The organism is Microbispora hainanensis (assembly GCF_036186745.1).
GTDB lineage: Bacteria > Actinomycetota > Actinomycetes > Streptosporangiales > Streptosporangiaceae > Microbispora.
Window position 1 is genome coordinate 2,554,188 of sequence record NZ_CP108086.1, and the last position, 14,186, is coordinate 2,568,373.

At 72.0% G+C, this 14,186-nt stretch carries 14 protein-coding genes; 6 read left to right on the top strand and 8 right to left on the bottom strand.

Annotated features, from left to right (window positions below):
• Positions 1-236: 236 nt before the first annotated feature.
• On the bottom strand, positions 237-740 hold the full coding sequence (locus tag OHB01_RS11920) for a VOC family protein (RefSeq protein WP_142648997.1): 504 nt from the start codon (positions 738-740) through the stop codon (positions 237-239).
• 163 nt (positions 741-903) lie between these two features.
• On the opposite strand from OHB01_RS11920, the gene OHB01_RS11925 reads away from it, so the two are divergent.
• Positions 904-1,116 (top strand): hypothetical protein, encoded by a 213-nt coding sequence (locus OHB01_RS11925; protein ID WP_147942883.1) that lies wholly within the window; start codon positions 904-906, stop codon positions 1,114-1,116.
• Between the two features lie 172 nt (positions 1,117-1,288).
• Here OHB01_RS11925 and OHB01_RS11930 read toward each other — a convergent pair whose 3' ends face one another.
• Together OHB01_RS11930 and OHB01_RS11935 are read right to left on the bottom strand one after the other, a co-directional pair.
• Positions 1,289-1,507 (bottom strand): hypothetical protein, encoded by a 219-nt coding sequence (locus OHB01_RS11930; RefSeq protein WP_142648999.1) that lies wholly within the window; start codon positions 1,505-1,507, stop codon positions 1,289-1,291.
• Positions 1,508-1,935: 428 nt separating this feature from the next.
• Positions 1,936-3,327, bottom strand: coding sequence for an ROK family transcriptional regulator (locus OHB01_RS11935; RefSeq protein WP_328855344.1), 1,392 nt, complete (start codon positions 3,325-3,327; stop codon positions 1,936-1,938).
• A 297-nt stretch (positions 3,328-3,624) separates the two neighbouring features.
• Between OHB01_RS11935 and xylA the strand changes: the two genes are divergently transcribed.
• The 3 genes from xylA (at position 3,625) to OHB01_RS11950 (ending at position 6,948) form a co-directional block, all read left to right on the top strand.
• Positions 3,625-4,770, top strand: a complete 1,146-nt coding sequence (xylA, locus tag OHB01_RS11940) for a xylose isomerase (protein WP_142649000.1) — start codon at positions 3,625-3,627, stop codon at positions 4,768-4,770.
• 28 nt (positions 4,771-4,798) lie between these two features.
• Positions 4,799-6,169, top strand: a complete 1,371-nt coding sequence (xylB, locus tag OHB01_RS11945; protein WP_142649001.1) for a xylulokinase — start codon at positions 4,799-4,801, stop codon at positions 6,167-6,169.
• Between the two features lie 125 nt (positions 6,170-6,294).
• The gene (locus OHB01_RS11950; RefSeq protein ID WP_142649002.1) at positions 6,295-6,948 is read left to right on the top strand and encodes a DUF998 domain-containing protein; all 654 of its coding nucleotides are present in this window, start codon (positions 6,295-6,297) and stop codon (positions 6,946-6,948) included.
• 254 nt (positions 6,949-7,202) lie between these two features.
• On the opposite strand, the gene OHB01_RS11955 is transcribed toward OHB01_RS11950, so the two are convergent.
• Complete coding sequence (locus OHB01_RS11955; protein WP_328855345.1) at positions 7,203-7,898, bottom strand: type 1 glutamine amidotransferase domain-containing protein; 696 nt, start codon at positions 7,896-7,898, stop codon at positions 7,203-7,205.
• Between the two features lie 133 nt (positions 7,899-8,031).
• Between OHB01_RS11955 and OHB01_RS11960 the strand changes: the two genes are divergently transcribed.
• Positions 8,032-8,970, top strand: coding sequence for a LysR family transcriptional regulator (locus OHB01_RS11960; RefSeq protein ID WP_142649004.1), 939 nt, complete (start codon positions 8,032-8,034; stop codon positions 8,968-8,970).
• A 101-nt stretch (positions 8,971-9,071) separates the two neighbouring features.
• On the opposite strand, the gene OHB01_RS11965 is transcribed toward OHB01_RS11960, so the two are convergent.
• The 4 genes from OHB01_RS11965 to OHB01_RS11980 are packed head-to-tail and all read right to left on the bottom strand — an operon-like array spanning position 9,072 to position 12,954.
• Complete coding sequence (locus tag OHB01_RS11965) at positions 9,072-9,647, bottom strand: GTP-binding protein (protein ID WP_142615891.1); 576 nt, start codon at positions 9,645-9,647, stop codon at positions 9,072-9,074.
• Positions 9,628-9,993, bottom strand: coding sequence for a DUF742 domain-containing protein (locus OHB01_RS11970; RefSeq protein ID WP_142615892.1), 366 nt, complete (start codon positions 9,991-9,993; stop codon positions 9,628-9,630). Before OHB01_RS11970 ends, OHB01_RS11965 begins: the two co-directional genes overlap by 20 nt.
• 13 nt (positions 9,994-10,006) lie before the next feature.
• Entirely contained in the window at positions 10,007-10,414 is a 408-nt protein-coding gene (locus OHB01_RS11975) for a roadblock/LC7 domain-containing protein (RefSeq protein WP_030507694.1), read from the bottom strand.
• Entirely contained in the window at positions 10,411-12,954 is a 2,544-nt protein-coding gene (locus tag OHB01_RS11980) for a nitrate- and nitrite sensing domain-containing protein (protein ID WP_168066114.1), read from the bottom strand. The genes OHB01_RS11975 and OHB01_RS11980 overlap by 4 nt, the downstream gene beginning before the upstream one ends.
• Positions 12,955-13,140: 186 nt before the next feature.
• Between OHB01_RS11980 and OHB01_RS11985 the strand changes: the two genes are divergently transcribed.
• On the top strand, positions 13,141-13,956 hold the full coding sequence (locus tag OHB01_RS11985; protein ID WP_142649006.1) for an SDR family NAD(P)-dependent oxidoreductase: 816 nt from the start codon (positions 13,141-13,143) through the stop codon (positions 13,954-13,956).
• Positions 13,957-14,186 lie beyond the last annotated feature (230 nt).

Below are 14,186 nucleotides of genomic sequence, written 5' to 3' on the forward strand. Positions count from 1 at the left end.
TTCCTCGCCGTGCCGGTTCAGATCGTGATCATGCTATGAGCTTCCGGGGCCGCAGAGAAGGATGTTTGCGCTAAATGGCGCGAACCGGTCGGCCAGCGAACAGCATCGGCCGGCGAAGTGTCCGGTCGGAGGGTGAAGTGTCCGGTCGGAGGTGAAGTGTCCGGTCGGTGGGCGAGGGCGGTCGTGGCGGGCGGCCGTGGACAGCGGGCCGCCCACGGGTGCGCACGAGTGCCGGATCAGACGCTGACGCCGACCCCGCCGCGCGTCTGCGCGCCGTAGCGCTCCAGCTCCTTCGCGAGGTCGAGCGGCCTGATCTGGGCGCGTCCGTCGAGGACCTCCTGGGTGATCAGGTCGGCGGGCACCAGCCAGGACACCTCGAACTCCAGCCCGTCCGGATCCTTCGCGTAGAGGGCCTTGGTGGTGGAGTGGTCGGACGCGCCGACCAGGGCGTTCATCTCCGTCAGCCTGGTCGCGATCCGGTGCAGCTCGGCGAGCGTGTCGACCTCCCAGGCGAGGTGATAGAGGCCGACCGTCGCGCGCCCGGCGGCCGACGGCCCCGCCTGCGCCCCGATCTGGAACAGCCCGAGGTCGTGGTCGTTCGAGGAGCCCTCGGCCTGCAGGAAGGCCGCCCCGGGGAACGACTGGACGACGCGGAAGCCGAGGGCCTCCTGGTAGAAGGCCACGCTGCGGGAGACGTCCCGCACGTACAGCACGGCGTGGTTGAGTCGCTGGACCGGCATGACGCCCTCCCGAAAACTTGAACGCTCAAGTAATTGTACCTCGGTGGGTTTCCCGGAAACTGTCGGTGCCAGGTCGTACGGTTGCCACCGGGCAGCGCCGGGGGCGCTGCCCGGGAGCGGTCCGGAGATCGGTGCCGGCGAGAGGCCGGCGGAGGGGGACGACATGATCGTGGACAGGGCGACGCGGGAGCACGAGGACAACCTGGTCCTGTTCCGGGCGGTGCACGAGGTCGCGGTCCGTCATGCCGGCGCGCCGTACCACCAGGTGATCTCGGCGCTGGCCGCCTGCCTGCCCGACACTCCCCGATTGGCCGACGACGAACTGCGGCGCATCGCCGAGGAGATCACCCTCGGCCGCGACCCCTCGGGCTTGTGAGCCGCCGCCTGCGGCATCGCGAACGCGTGCCGAGGCGTCGGGCTCAGGGACCGCCATGGTTGACGCTGTGAGCCTCCACCGCCCGAGGCCGGCACTCGCCTGACCGGCGTGCTGCCGGTCGCCGCTGTCGGCGCGCAATGCCCACGGGTGGCGCGGAGCGGACGGCGAGGTGTCAGTCCATCTCGCGGACCGGCATGCTCTGCTCCATGGTGCAGGCGGTGGGCTGCGATCCGCAGAACGCGGCCTGCAGTTTGAGCGAGTGTGTCTTGGTGATCGGTCCCTGCGACCGCCCCATCACGAAGGCGGGGGAGACGGATCCGTTGAGGCTCTGGTTGAACCGGCCCGAGGCGGACCTGCCCTGGACGGCGTTCGCGCGCCCTCCTGCGATCATCTGACGTCCGCCTCCACCGGTTCTGCGGACGCGGCCGGCCGTGGGCTCCTCGTGTACGGGCGGCGGGGTGGCACGCACTGCTGCGGACGGTCGGGGGCCATGCGTCGCTGCCGGCGGTGAGGCGAGATGCGCCGTCGCGGGCTGTGCGGCGCAGATTCCCGCCGCCGGGATCATGAGTGCGGCCATGGCCAGCCGCCGGGCCGTGAGGACTACGGCGTCGACGGGGGGCCGCGTCCAGTAGCGGGACATATCGCTATAACGCCTTCCTGCTGGACGGCCGGCGAAGAGCGCCGGCCGTCCGGGTTCCGTGGATCGGCGGCCTCATACCCGGCCGGCGCGGGTCCGTGACCTGTGCTGGGCAAGATCGGCACAGGTCCTTACGGCTTCTTGGCGCCCCGGTCCACGGTGCCCGGCCGGGGTGCTCGCGGTCAGGTGTGCAGGAGCGCGGCGGGGTCGGCCATGACCTGCTCGATCACCTGGCCGGCCGCGCCGAGGGCGGCGGCCTCTGCGCCGAGCCGTGACACGACCACGGGCGGCACGGCGCCGCGCATCTGGCCGAGCCGGTCCTTCAGCGTGTCGGCGACCATGTGGCCGATCCAGGGGAAGAGCGGCGCGTAGATGCCGCCGAGGACGATCGCGTCGGGGTCCACGAGGTTGACCGCCGACGACAGAGCCACGCCGAGCGCCCAGGCCGCCCGCTCGCAGGCGGCACGCGCGTCCGCGTCGCCTTCCTGGAGCCGGGACAGCACCCACGCCACGCCCTGCTGAGCGGGCAGGAGCATCTCGGGTGAAGACGACGGTTCGCGCGGCTCCCCCGACGTGCCCGTCTCCTCCGACGTGCGTGTCTCCCACGACGCGCCCGTCTTCCCCGATGTGCCCGTCTCTCGCGATTTGTCCGTCTCTCCTGCTTTGCCGGCATCCTCGCGCGGCGGCATCCCGCCCGGCGGGTTCCCGGGCGCCGCAGCCGGGGGCACGGGGGCGGGCCGGACCGAGGCGGCGGCGCGGGCGGCGGTCAGAAGGGCGTCCTGGCCCGCGTACTGTTCGAGGCAGCCCCGCCCGCCGCAGCGGCACGGCGGGCCGTCGGGGGAGACGACGACATGTCCGAGCTCCCCGGCGAAGCCGTGCGCGCCACGGAAGAGCCGGCCGCGGACCACGAGGCCCGCACCGATGCCGATCTCTCCCGACACATGCAGGAAGTCCGGCAGCCCCGACCCGAACCACAGCTCGCCGAGCGCGGCCAGGTTGGCCTCGTTCTCCACACGTACGGGGAAGGGGAACCGCAGGAGCGACGCCAGCGGCACGTCGCGCCAGCCCAGGTTCGGCGCGTTGTGGACGACGCCGCTGGTCATGTCCACAGGGCCGGGTACGGCCAGCACGCCGCCGACCACCCGCAGGCCGTTCTCCACAGCTTCATCCACAACCGCGGAGGCCAAATCCCCAAGTCGCGCGATCACATCCACAGGGGGTGCGGCCCGGTTGTCCACAGCCTGTGTACGACGCAGCCGTACCGTCCGGGCGAGATCGACCACGCACACCGCGAGATAGTCGACGTTCACCTCCAGACCGAGCGCGGCGACGTGCTGACCGCTGATCCGGATCTCGACGCCGGGCCTGCCGCGCTCGCCGTCCCGGACGGCGCCGGTCTCCACCACGAGCCCGCCTTCGATGAGGTCGCCGACGAGCTTCGACACGGTGGTCTTGGTCAGGCCGGTCATCTCGGCGAGGGCGGCCCGGGTCACCGACTCCCGGGCGCCGACCGCGGCGAGGACGAGCGCCAGGTTGCGGGCGCGCATCGCGTCATGCCGCAGGGCCTGCGTCATCGCACCCTCCACGCCACCTCATCACGGTCGCGGCTCTCGCGCCCGTGCCGTCCGTAGCTCTCGTGCTCGTGCTCGTACCGCCGGCTGCGCTCGCGCTCCTGCACACGTGCGGCCCGCCTCACGCCGTTCCCGCCCGCGTCATCGCACCCCTCCACGCGACTCCCGCCGCACGCCCGACGGGCTGTGCCATCACATCTTCCACTGCCGGAGGTTGATAACCCGGACACACCCCCTTGACCCTGCGGCTCCTCACGTCCGATATTTAGTCCACAACATAGACTAATTCGGAGGCGACCCATGTACACCCCCACTCCCGAGGACCGCTTCACGTTCGGGCTGTGGACCGTCGGCTGGCAGGCGCGCGACCCGTTCGGCGACGCCACCCGGGCCCCGCTGGACCCGGTCGAGAGCGTCCACCGCCTTGCCGAGCTCGGCGCGTACGGTGTGACCTTCCACGACGACGACCTCCTCGCGGTGGAGCCGGACCGGACCAAGGCCATCGAGAGCTTCAAGAAGGCGCTCAGCGAGACCGGCATGAAGGTGCCGATGGCCACGACCAACCTCTTCACCCATCCGATCTTCAAGGACGGCGGGTTCACCAGCAACGACCGCGACGTCCGGCGCTACGCCCTGCGCAAGGTCATGCGCAACATCGACCTCGCCGCCGAGCTGGGCGCGAAGACGTACGTGTGCTGGGGCGGCCGTGAGGGCGCCGAGTCCGAGGCCGCCAAGGACGTGCGGGTCGCGCTCGACCGCTACAAGGAGGGCTTCGACCTCCTGTGCCAGTACGTGATCGACAAGGGCTACGACATCCGGTTCGCCGTCGAGCCCAAGCCGAACGAGCCGCGCGGCGACATCCTGCTGCCGACGATCGGCCACGCCCTGGCGTTCATCAACTCGCTGGAGCACCCCGAGATGGTGGGCCTCAACCCCGAGGTCGGCCACGAGCAGATGGCCGGGATGAACTTCGTGCACGGCATCGCCCAGGCGCTGTGGCACGGCAAGCTTTTCCACCTCGACCTCAACGGCCAGCACGGCCCGAAGTACGACCAGGACCTCATCTTCGGCCACGGCGACGTGAAGAACGCGTTCTTCCTCGTCGACCTGCTGGAGAACGGCGGCTACGACGGCCCGCGCCACTTCGACTACAAGCCGCTGCGCACCGAGGACAAGAACGACGTCTGGGAGTCGGCCGCCGCCAACATGCGGACCTACCTCATCCTCAAGGAGAAGTCGAAGGCCTTCCGCGCCGACCCCGAGGTGCAGGAGGCGCTGGCCGCCAGCAAGCTCACCGAGCTGGCCCAGCCGACCCTGGCCGAGGGCGAGACCTACGACGACATCCTCGCCGAGTCGATCGACGTGGACGAGGTGGCGGCCCGCGGCTTCCACTTCACCCGGCTCAACCAGCTCGCGCTGGAGCACCTCCTCGGCGTGCGCGGCTGACCGGTACGACGAGAGCGGAGGGACGACTGTGACGCTGGTCGCGGGGGTCGACTCGTCGACCCAGAGCTGCAAGGTCGTCATCCGGGACGCGGAGAGCGGGGCCCTCGTGCGCGAGGGCCGCGCCTCCCACCCCGACGGCACCGAGGTCCATCCCGAGCACTGGTGGTCCGCGCTGCAGAGCGCGATCGAGCAGGCGGGAGGGCTCGCGGACGTCGCGGCGGTGAGCGTGGGGGCCCAGCAGCACGGGATGGTCTGCCTCGACGAGGACGGCGAGGTGGTCCGGCCCGCGCTGCTGTGGAACGACACCCGCTCGGCCGGAGCGGCGGCCGACCTGGTCGCCGAGCTGGGCGGCCCCAAGGCGTGGGCGGAGGCCGTCGGCAGCGTCCCGGTGGCCTCCTTCACCGTGACGAAGCTCCGCTGGCTCGCCCGCAACGAGCCGGACAACGCCGCCCGCACACGGTCGGTGTGCCTGCCGCACGACTGGCTCACCTGGCGGCTCGCCGGGCGGCCCGGCACGATCACGACCGACCGGGGCGACGCCTCCGGCACCGGTTATTGGTCGCCGGCGACCGGTGAATACCGCACCGACCTGCTCGAACTGGCCATGGGCAGGGTGCCGGAGCTGCCCCGTGTGCTCGGTCCCGCCGAGCAGGCGGGCACGGCCGAGCAGGGCGGCGCGCTGCTCGCGCCGGGCACGGGCGACAACATGGCGGCGGCGCTCGGCGTCGGCATGCGGCCCGGTGACGTGGTCGTGTCGATCGGCACCTCCGGGACGGCGTTCGCCGTCGCCGAGGGGCCGTCCGCCGACCCGTCAGGGGCGGTCGCCGGGTTCGCCGACGCCACCGGGCGCTACCTTCCGCTGGTCTGCACGCTGAACGCGGCACGGGTGCTGGACGCGGCGGCCCGGATGCTCCGGGTCACGGTCCAGGAGCTGAGCGACCTGGCGCTGCGGGCCCCGGCGGGCGCGGACGGGCTGGTGCTCGTGCCCTACCTGGAGGGGGAGCGCACGCCGAACCTGCCCGACGCCACCGGTTCGCTGCACGGCCTGCGGCTGGGCAACTCCACGCCGGAGCACCTGGCCCGGGCGGCGGTGGAGGGCATGCTCTGCGGGCTCGCCGACGCGCTCGACGCCCTCGGTCTCGAACCGCAGCGGGTGCTGCTCATCGGCGGCGGTGCGCGGTCGGAGGCGGTGCGCCGCATCGCCCCGACCGTCTTCGGGCGTCCGGTGCTCGTCCCCACCCCCGGGGAGTACGTCGCGGACGGCGCGGCCAAGCAGGCCGCCTGGCTGCTGTCGGGGCAGCCGGAACCCCCGCATTGGGACACGGGCGACACCGAGTCCTACGAGGCCGATCTGACGCCTGACCTGCGCGAGCGCTACCACGAGGCCGCGCAGCAGTAGCCGTCCGAGGTGGGGCCCGGGCCGCAGGTCTGGGCCCCACCCTGAGACGACCCTGACCCTTTCTCGGGGGCATCTACGCGTTGTCCCGGATGTCGGGAACGGGCCGTGCGCGGGATCCTGACCATATGGTCAAGAGGATCTATCCCCTGCTCGCCTGTGGCGGCATCCTGTTCGCGGTCGTCACCGTGGTGGCGGCGCAGGTGGCCGGGGACTCCTCCTTGGACCCCGTCTCCATGACGATCAGCCAGTACGCCGCCCGCGACGGGGGCGGCGCCATCGAGACGGCCATGGCCGTCCTCGGCCTGGCCTCGCTCGCGCTGCTGGCCGGGATGCGCGCGCTCGACGCGCCGGTGCACGGCTGGCCCGCCCGCCTGATCGGCCTGTGGAGCGTCTCGCTCGTCGGTGCGGCCGTGATCCCGTCCGGCACGGTCTGGCAGGGGGACGTTCACGGCGCCCTGTCGGTGGCGGCCTTCGTGAGCGTGCCCGCCGCCGCCATCCAGCTGGTGGGCCGCCTGGGACAGGACGAGCGGTGGAAGGCCGTCGCCCGGCCGCTGGAGTGGCTGACGCTCGCCTCCGGTCTCGGCCTGGCGGCCATCACGTACGTCGCGCTGCCCGGCCACGGCGTCATGATCGGCCTGGTGGAGCGGCTGCTGCTGACCGCCGAGGTGGCCGTCCTCGGCGTGCTCGCCGTACGGCTCGCGCAGCTCGTCTGGGGGCCGACGCTCAGGGCGTGGATCGGCGGACGGCGCGCCGCGCGCGACTTCCTGGTCCACCGCTGAGCAGCGTCCGCTGGAGGGGGCGGCACGCCGGATCGTGCGGGCGCGGGGGCGCCGCACGATCCGGCCGCGCCGTCAGTGACCTGCGGGGATCACGGATCGCCGAGCAGGTCGCGCAGGCGCTCGGCGTACGGGCGCCAGTCGAGGCCCCTGGCCGCCGCCCAGGCGTCGTCGTGGCACGGCCGGCCTTCCCCCCAGGCCATGGGCCCGCAGACGGCGGCCGATCGCGGCGGACGTCGCTCCGGTGCCCGCCCCGATCAGCCGAGGGTCTTGAGCAGTTCGGCGGCCAGCGGGGCGGAGGAGGCGGGGTTCTGCCCGGTGAGGACGTTGCGGTCGACGACCACGACGGGCGCCCAGGGCTCGCCTGCGGAGAACCGCACGCCCAGGGCGACCAGCCGGTCCTCCAGGACCCACTTCACCCGGTCGGCGAGCCCGGCCAGGGTCTCCTCCGCCCTGGTGAAGCCGGTGATCTCATAGCCGGTGAAGGGCGAGGCGCCGTCCGGACCCTCGGTGGCCAGGAGGGCGGCCAGGCCGTGGCAGACCAGGGCCACCGGCGTGCCCGCGGCCATGACGTCGGTCAGCAGGCGAGCCGAGTGCGGATCGGCCGCCAGATCCTCCATCGGGCCGTGCCCGCCGGGGTAGAACACCGCGGCATACTCGGCCGGATCGACGCTCTCCAGCGCGATCGGGTTCTGGAGCTCCGCGGCGGACCGGAGCGTGGCTGCCATCGCGTCCGCGCCCTCCTGGCCGCCGTTGACCTCGGGGGCGAGGCTCGCCTGGTCGACCGGGGGCACGACGCCGCCGGGGGTGGCGACGACCACCTCGTGCCCGGCCTCGGTGAACGCCAGGTAGGGAGCCGCGAACTCCTCGGCCCAGAAGCCGGTCGGATGCTCGGTCCCGTCGGCCAGCGTCAGGTGGCGCGCACCGGTCATCACAAAAAGGATCTTCGCCATTACTCGTGCTCTTTCCGGAGTCCTCGCTCAAGGCGAGGGTGAGGTGAGCCGACGACGCCCTGCGGCCCGTCGGCGAGGGAACGAGCTGGATCGTAGGCGGCTCAGGCATCAGAGAACCAATAGCATTCGCTGCATGAGCCATAGGAACGCCTATGCGTCGGGAGACCGGGCGGCGGGCGGGCCCCTGGATCTGATGCTGCTGCGGACCTTCCTCGCCGTCTATCGCGCCGGCTCCTTCACCGCGGCCGCCGCACTGCTCGGGCTGTCGCAGCCGACCGTGACGAGTCAGGTGCGCACGCTGGAGGAGCAGCTCGATCGCCAGTTGTTCGAACGGCTGCCGCGAGGAGTGGCCGCCACGTCGGTGGCCGACGAGCTGGCCGCACAGGTCGCGGGCCCGCTGGACGAGCTGGCGGTGGTGGCCGGACGAGGACGCCTGGGCGGGGAGTCCTCCGAGCCGGTGCATCTCGGGGGTCCGGCCGAGATGCTGAGCGTCCGGGTGCTGCCCGCCCTGGCACCGCTGGTCGAGCAGGGCCTGCGGCTGCGCGTCACGGCCGGGCTGGCCGACGACCTGCTGGAAGGCCTGCGCGCGGGGCGTTTCGACCTGGTCTTCTCGGCGATCCGGCCGAGGGGCCGCACCGTGGTGGCCACACCGCTCATGGACGAGGAGTTCGTGCTGGTGGCCGCGCCCGCCTGGGCGGACCGGATCGGCCCCGTCGCCTGCGATGATCCCGGCGCCCTGAACGACGCCCCGCTGGTCGCCTACGCCGAGGACGTGCCCATCCTCCGCCGATATTGGCGCCACGTCTTCCGTACGCGCCTGACCAGGTCGCCCGCGGTGACCGTGCCCGATCTGCGCGGTGTGCTGGCGGCCGTCGTCGCCGGAGCCGGAGTCACCGTGCTGCCGCGCTACCTGTGCGCCGGCGAGCTCGACAGCGGCGAGCTCGTCCTGCTCCTCGACCCGGACGACCCGCCCATCAACACCGGCTTCCTCGCGCAACGGGCGGGCGCATCCGTACGCCGCCAGGTCACCCTCGTCCGAGACCGGCTGGTGCAGGAGGCCCGCCACTGGTGAGAGCCGGAGCGCTCGTCATCGACGACGGCTGACGGACGGGAGCACCGCCCGCCGGCGCGTACGGAGTGGTCAGTCCAACATTGACGGGGGTGGGCCCGGTGCTAGCGCTGGGCCGCCGTCAGCATCTTGAGCGCGTGCTCCACGAGCGTGACGAGCACGACCTTGGCCGAGGCGCGGCGCCGTACGTCGCAGAGCAGGACGGGGACGTCCGGGTCGAGGTCGAGGGCGATCCGCACGTCCTCGGGCTCGTGCTGCTCGGCGCCGTCGAAGCAGTTGACCGCGACGATGAACGGCGTGCCGCGCTGCTCGAAGTAGTCGATCGACGGAAAGCAGTCGGTCAGCCTGCGGGTGTCGGCCAGCACGACGGCCCCGAGCGCGCCGTAGGACAGCTCGTCCCACATGAACCAGAACCGTTCCTGTCCGGGGGTGCCGAACAGGTAGACCACGAGCCCTTCCCTGATGGTGATGCGGCCGAAGTCCATGGCCACCGTCGTGGTCGTCTTGCCTTCCACGCCGTCGGTGTCGTCGACGCCGACGCCGCGATCGGACAGCACCTCCTCGGTGCGCAGGGGGCGAATCTCGCTGATCGCGCCGACCAGCGTGGTCTTGCCGACGCCGAAGCCGCCGGCCACCAATATCTTGAGGGCGACCGGCTCCTCAGAGGGCGCGAAGGCCATTGATCACTTCCTTGAGAATGCGCTCGCTTGGCAGCGGCGCCACCTTGCCCGGAGCCCGTACGTCGACGAGTCCGAGGTCGTGCAGATCCCCGATCAGGACGCGGACCACGCCCAGCGGCAGGTCGATGTCGGATGCGATGTCCGCCACCGACGCGCCTCTGCGCGCGATATCGAGGATCCGCCGCTGCTCGGGGCCAATGCCGGGGACGTCCCTCGGTGAGCCCTTGGTGGTCACCATGGTGATCAGGTCGAGCTTGGCCCCGGAGTGCCGTGCCCGGCCCCCCGTCAGCGCGTAGGGCCGGACCAACGGCCCGGCCTCCTCGTCCATCCACTGGGGTCCCGTCATGTGGCCACCAATCTCATGGGGAGATCCGCCGCGGGTTGGTGGAGATGTGCTGCCCCACCCGCTTGACCAGCATCGCCATCTCGTAAGCGATGTGCCCGACGTCGGCGTCGGAGGCGGCCAGCACGGCCAGGCAGGTGCCCTGGCCGGCGGCCGTGACGAACAGGAACGCGGCCTCCATCTCCACGATGGTCTGCCTGACCTCGCCCCCGCCGAAGTGGCGTCCCGCGCCTCGCGCCAGGCTCTGGAACCCGGCGGCGACCGCGGACAGGTGCTCCGCGTCCTCCCGGCTCAGCCCCTGGGAGGCTCCAACGACGAGACCGTCGGTGGAGAGGATCACCGCCTGGCGGACGGCGGCGACCCTGCTGATGAGATCGTCGAGCAGCCAGTTCAGTTCGCCGGTCGACGTCGCTTTGCCGGTCATTCGTCACCCTTCTCGCCGTGCGTGTTGTGTGCGTGATCACCGGGTGCGGCCCCACCCGGCTGATCGGAGTCCTCCCGGCCTCGCAGCGCGCCGCGCTGGAAGGCGCTGAACATCGCCCTGGCCTCCTCCGGTGACCGCTCCTCCACGGTCGGGGCGGACAGCGGCGGCGTCTGCGGACCGGTCTCCTGCGACTGGGCGCGAAGCTGCGGGGCGATGTTGGCCTGACGGACCCGGCGCGGCAGGCCGGCGTGGGTGCCGTTGGAGACGGGGCCCCTGGCCCGCTGCCTGCTCGTCCGCTGCGCCAGGCCGTTCGCGCCCACCCCGGCGGCGGCGGTCGCGGGCTCGGCGGCCGGTGCGGGGGTGGGGCCGGAGCCGTTGGGCCGCGGGGAGAGGTCGTCGCGCGCGGCGGAGGGCACCGCGTCGGTCCGCAGGGCGGCCGGCGTGAAGAACGGGGACGGCTCGGACGCGCCCGTGCGCTCCTCCCGGTCGCCCGTCTTCCCGGAAGCGTCACCCGATGCGGGAGCGTCGTCGGGAACGTCCTTCGCGACCTCCCCGACGAGCGTACGGACCTCGCGGGGCTCTCCGGTGGGGGCGGAGCCGCGCAGCCCGAGATCGGCCTGGAGCGTGTCGCTGAGCGAAATGTCGGTGTCGCTGCCGCCGGCGGCCAGCGCGGGCTTCGCGTGGGAGCCGCGCGAGGGCGGGCCCGCCAGCGCCGCGGGCGAGCCCTCGTCCACCACCAGGGACCGGGGCATGAGCACGATCGCCGTCGTCCCGCCGTACGGCGAACCGCGCAGGACCACCCCGATCTCGTGCCGGGCGGCGAGCTGGCCGACGACGAAGAGCCCGAGCCGGTCGCTGTCCGCCAGGTCGAACTCCGGCGGGTCGGCCAGACGCCGGTTGATCTCGTCGTACTCCTCGGGCGCCAGGCCGAGACCACGGTCCTCGACCTCCACCGCGAGCCCGTTGGCGACGACCTCCGCGCGCACCTCCACCCTGGTCTGCGGAGGCGAGAAGATCGTGGCGTTCTCCAGCAGCTCGGCGATCAGGTGCACCACGTCGGCCACGGTCGCACCGGCGATGGCGATCTCCGGCATCGGGGCCATCGTGATGCGGGTGTAGTCCTCGACCTCGGAGATCGCGGCGCGGACCACGTCGATCAACGGCACCGGCTTGCGCCACGCCCGTCCGGGCACGGAGCCGGACAGGATGATCAGGCTCTCCGCGTGGCGGCGCATGCGGGTGGTCAGGTGGTCGAGCCGGAAGAGGTCCTCCAGGCTCTCCGGGTCCTCGGTGCGGCGCTGCATCGTGTCGAGGAGCGTGAGCTGGCGGTGCAGCAGGGTCTGGTTGCGGCGGGCCAGGTTGAGGAAGACCTGGCTGACGCCGCGGCGGAGCGCGGCCTGGCCGACCGCGGCCTCCACCGCCGTGCGCTGGACGGAGCTGAACGCCCGCGCGACGTCCTCGACCTCGTTGGACCCCGTCGCCTTGATCGGGGGCGCCTCGGTCTCGACGTCCACGTCCTCGCCCCGCCGCAGCTTGCCGACGACCTGCGGCAGCCGTACGAGGGCGAGTTCGAGCGCGGCGTCGCGCAGGCCGGCGAGGTCGCGGGCGAGCCGGCGGCCGAACCGTACGGAGAAGATGATCGTGGCGATGATCACCACGAGACCGAGCCCGCCGGCGATCAGGATGCGGAGCATGATCCCGGTGGCGACCGTGGTGGCGGAGCCGCTGAGCGCGTCCGAGGCCTTCACCCGGGCCGAGTCGAGCCGGAGGATCAGCTGGTCGACGGTCGGCGACCACTTCTCGGCGTCCGCCGGGAGCGGGCCGCCGGAGCGCACCTGGTTGACGATCTCGTTCTCCAGGGCGGTGAACCGGTCGAACAGCGGCGAGGTGAGCACCTGCTCGTACGGCGCCCGCATCTCACCGCTGAGGATGGGCCGGTTCTTGCTGTAGAGGAACCGCCGGGTGGCGACCCACTCGCTGAAGGCGTTCTGCTCGTCGGCCGTCATCGTGCCGCTGGCGAGCGCGCCGCGCACGAGGGCGTCCTCACGAGTGATCATCTCGTGCGCGTTGCCCATCCCCTGCATGGCGCTGGCCTGCTGGAAGGTGGTCAGGTCGGGCACCGAGACGAGCCGCTCGTAGAGCGCGAACAGGTCGTCCATGATCGCGTTGTACGCGGTGATCGTGGTCAGCCGGTCGGACCTGCCGAGCGAGACGCCCTCCCGGATCGTGGGGAGGCGTTCGAGGGAGGACAGCAGGGACTTCAGGGGCGCCTCGAGCTCCTCGCTCATGGCGTCGCGGGTGGCCTCGTCGGCGGCGGACTTCTTGAACTTCTCCGCGGCGGCGGTGGTCTTGGCCTGCTGGGCGGTGAGCGCGGCCGACGTCGTGCGGCCGCTGCTGAGGACGCCGGCGGTCAGCGCGCGCTCGGCCTGGATCTGGGTGCCGAGGTCGGTGGAGGTGACTCCGATGGTGTCGTACAGCGTCTTGGAGTGCAGGAGGACGAGGCCGTCCCCGACCGTGAGCTTTAGGGCAAACCCCCACATAGCACTCAACATGAGCAATGGCAGGAGCAGCAACAAGAAGATCTTGAACCGAATCGACCGGTTTCTCGAACCCATGGCCACTCCTGCATTGCTGGAGGCTCGCGCCGCATTTATGGGGGAATGCACCTCCGGAAGATCGCACAGAAGGCTAGCACCGATACAGTTCTGGCGCAGTGGGAGGAACTGATGATTACTGTAATCACTGGGGCAGGTGCCGGAATCGGTGCAGCGTCTGCCCTTGATCTCGCCCGGCGAGGTCACCAAATCGTGCTCGTCGGACGCACCCCGGAGAAGCTCCGCGCCGTCGCGGACCGCGCGGAGCAGGCCGGCGGAAGCCGTCCGGACACGCTCGTCGCGGACTTCTCCTCCCTCGATCAGGTGCGCCGGCTCGCCGCGGACCTGCTCGCGCGCTACGAGCGCATCGACGTGCTGATCAACAACGCCGGCGTGATGACGCCCGACCGCCGGACCACCGTGGACGGCAACGAGATGATGATCCAGGTCAACCACCTGGCGCCGTTCCTGCTGACTAACCTGCTCCTCGACCGGCTCACGGCGTCCTCCGCCAGGGTCGTCACCACCTCGTCCCGGGCCGGGAAGTCGGGCCGCATCGACCCGGCCGACCTGTCGAGGGAGCGGCGGCGCTGGAACGGCTGGCTGCAGTACGGCGACACCAAGCAGGCCAACGCGCTGTTCACCGTGTCGCTCGCCGAGAGGGGCCTGGCCGCCACGTGCCTCCACCCCGGCGTGCTCAAGACCTCGTTCGCCGAGGGCACGTTCTTCATGAAGCTGGTGTGGCTCCTGCCGGGCATGGGCGAGCCGCCGGAGGCCGGGGCCGAGCGCATCGTCCATCTCGCCACCCACCCCGACGGGGTCGATCACCCGGGCCGGTACTTCGTCAAGAACGCTCCCGCGCGGGTGCCGGAAAGGATGTCCGACCCCGCCCTCGCCGCCGCACTGTGGGACGCGAGCCTCGCCGCCACCGGCCTGGCCGCCTCATAGGGCTCCCGCCTGTATCGCCGGTCGCGGGAAGACCAGGAAGACGGGGCGTCCGGCTGTTCACCCTGCCGCCTCCGCACCCTGGAGTCGCTTCCGGGCGGAACTCGCCGCCTTCGGCGGCCAGAGCGTCCGGCTTCGCCACCCGCTATCGGACCGCCCGACCCGGCGGGCCGGGTCCGGGTGGTGGCGCAGGGCGGGGGTGACGGGGATGGCGGGGATGGCGGGGATGGCGG

Excerpts from the sequence above, each read along its gene's own strand:
- OHB01_RS11920 (WP_142648997.1), bottom strand. The coding sequence starts at position 740 with ATGCCGGTCCAGCGACTCAACCACGCCGTGCTGTACGTGCGGGACGTC.
- OHB01_RS11925 (WP_147942883.1), top strand. The coding sequence starts at position 904 with ATGATCGTGGACAGGGCGACGCGGGAGCACGAGGACAACCTGGTCCTG.
- OHB01_RS11930 (WP_142648999.1), bottom strand. The coding sequence starts at position 1,507 with ATGATCGCAGGAGGGCGCGCGAACGCCGTCCAGGGCAGGTCCGCCTCG.
- OHB01_RS11935 (WP_328855344.1), bottom strand. The coding sequence starts at position 3,327 with ATGACGCAGGCCCTGCGGCATGACGCGATGCGCGCCCGCAACCTGGCG.
- xylA (WP_142649000.1), top strand. The coding sequence starts at position 3,625 with ATGTACACCCCCACTCCCGAGGACCGCTTCACGTTCGGGCTGTGGACC.
- OHB01_RS11950 (WP_142649002.1), top strand. The coding sequence starts at position 6,295 with ATGGTCAAGAGGATCTATCCCCTGCTCGCCTGTGGCGGCATCCTGTTC.
- OHB01_RS11955 (WP_328855345.1), bottom strand. The coding sequence starts at position 7,898 with ATGGCGAAGATCCTTTTTGTGATGACCGGTGCGCGCCACCTGACGCTG.
- OHB01_RS11960 (WP_142649004.1), top strand. The coding sequence starts at position 8,032 with ATGAGCCATAGGAACGCCTATGCGTCGGGAGACCGGGCGGCGGGCGGG.
- OHB01_RS11965 (WP_142615891.1), bottom strand. The coding sequence starts at position 9,647 with ATGGCCTTCGCGCCCTCTGAGGAGCCGGTCGCCCTCAAGATATTGGTG.
- OHB01_RS11970 (WP_142615892.1), bottom strand. The coding sequence starts at position 9,993 with ATGACGGGACCCCAGTGGATGGACGAGGAGGCCGGGCCGTTGGTCCGG.
- OHB01_RS11975 (WP_030507694.1), bottom strand. The coding sequence starts at position 10,414 with ATGACCGGCAAAGCGACGTCGACCGGCGAACTGAACTGGCTGCTCGAC.
- OHB01_RS11980 (WP_168066114.1), bottom strand. The coding sequence starts at position 12,954 with ATGTGGGGGTTTGCCCTAAAGCTCACGGTCGGGGACGGCCTCGTCCTC.
- OHB01_RS11985 (WP_142649006.1), top strand. The coding sequence starts at position 13,141 with ATGATTACTGTAATCACTGGGGCAGGTGCCGGAATCGGTGCAGCGTCT.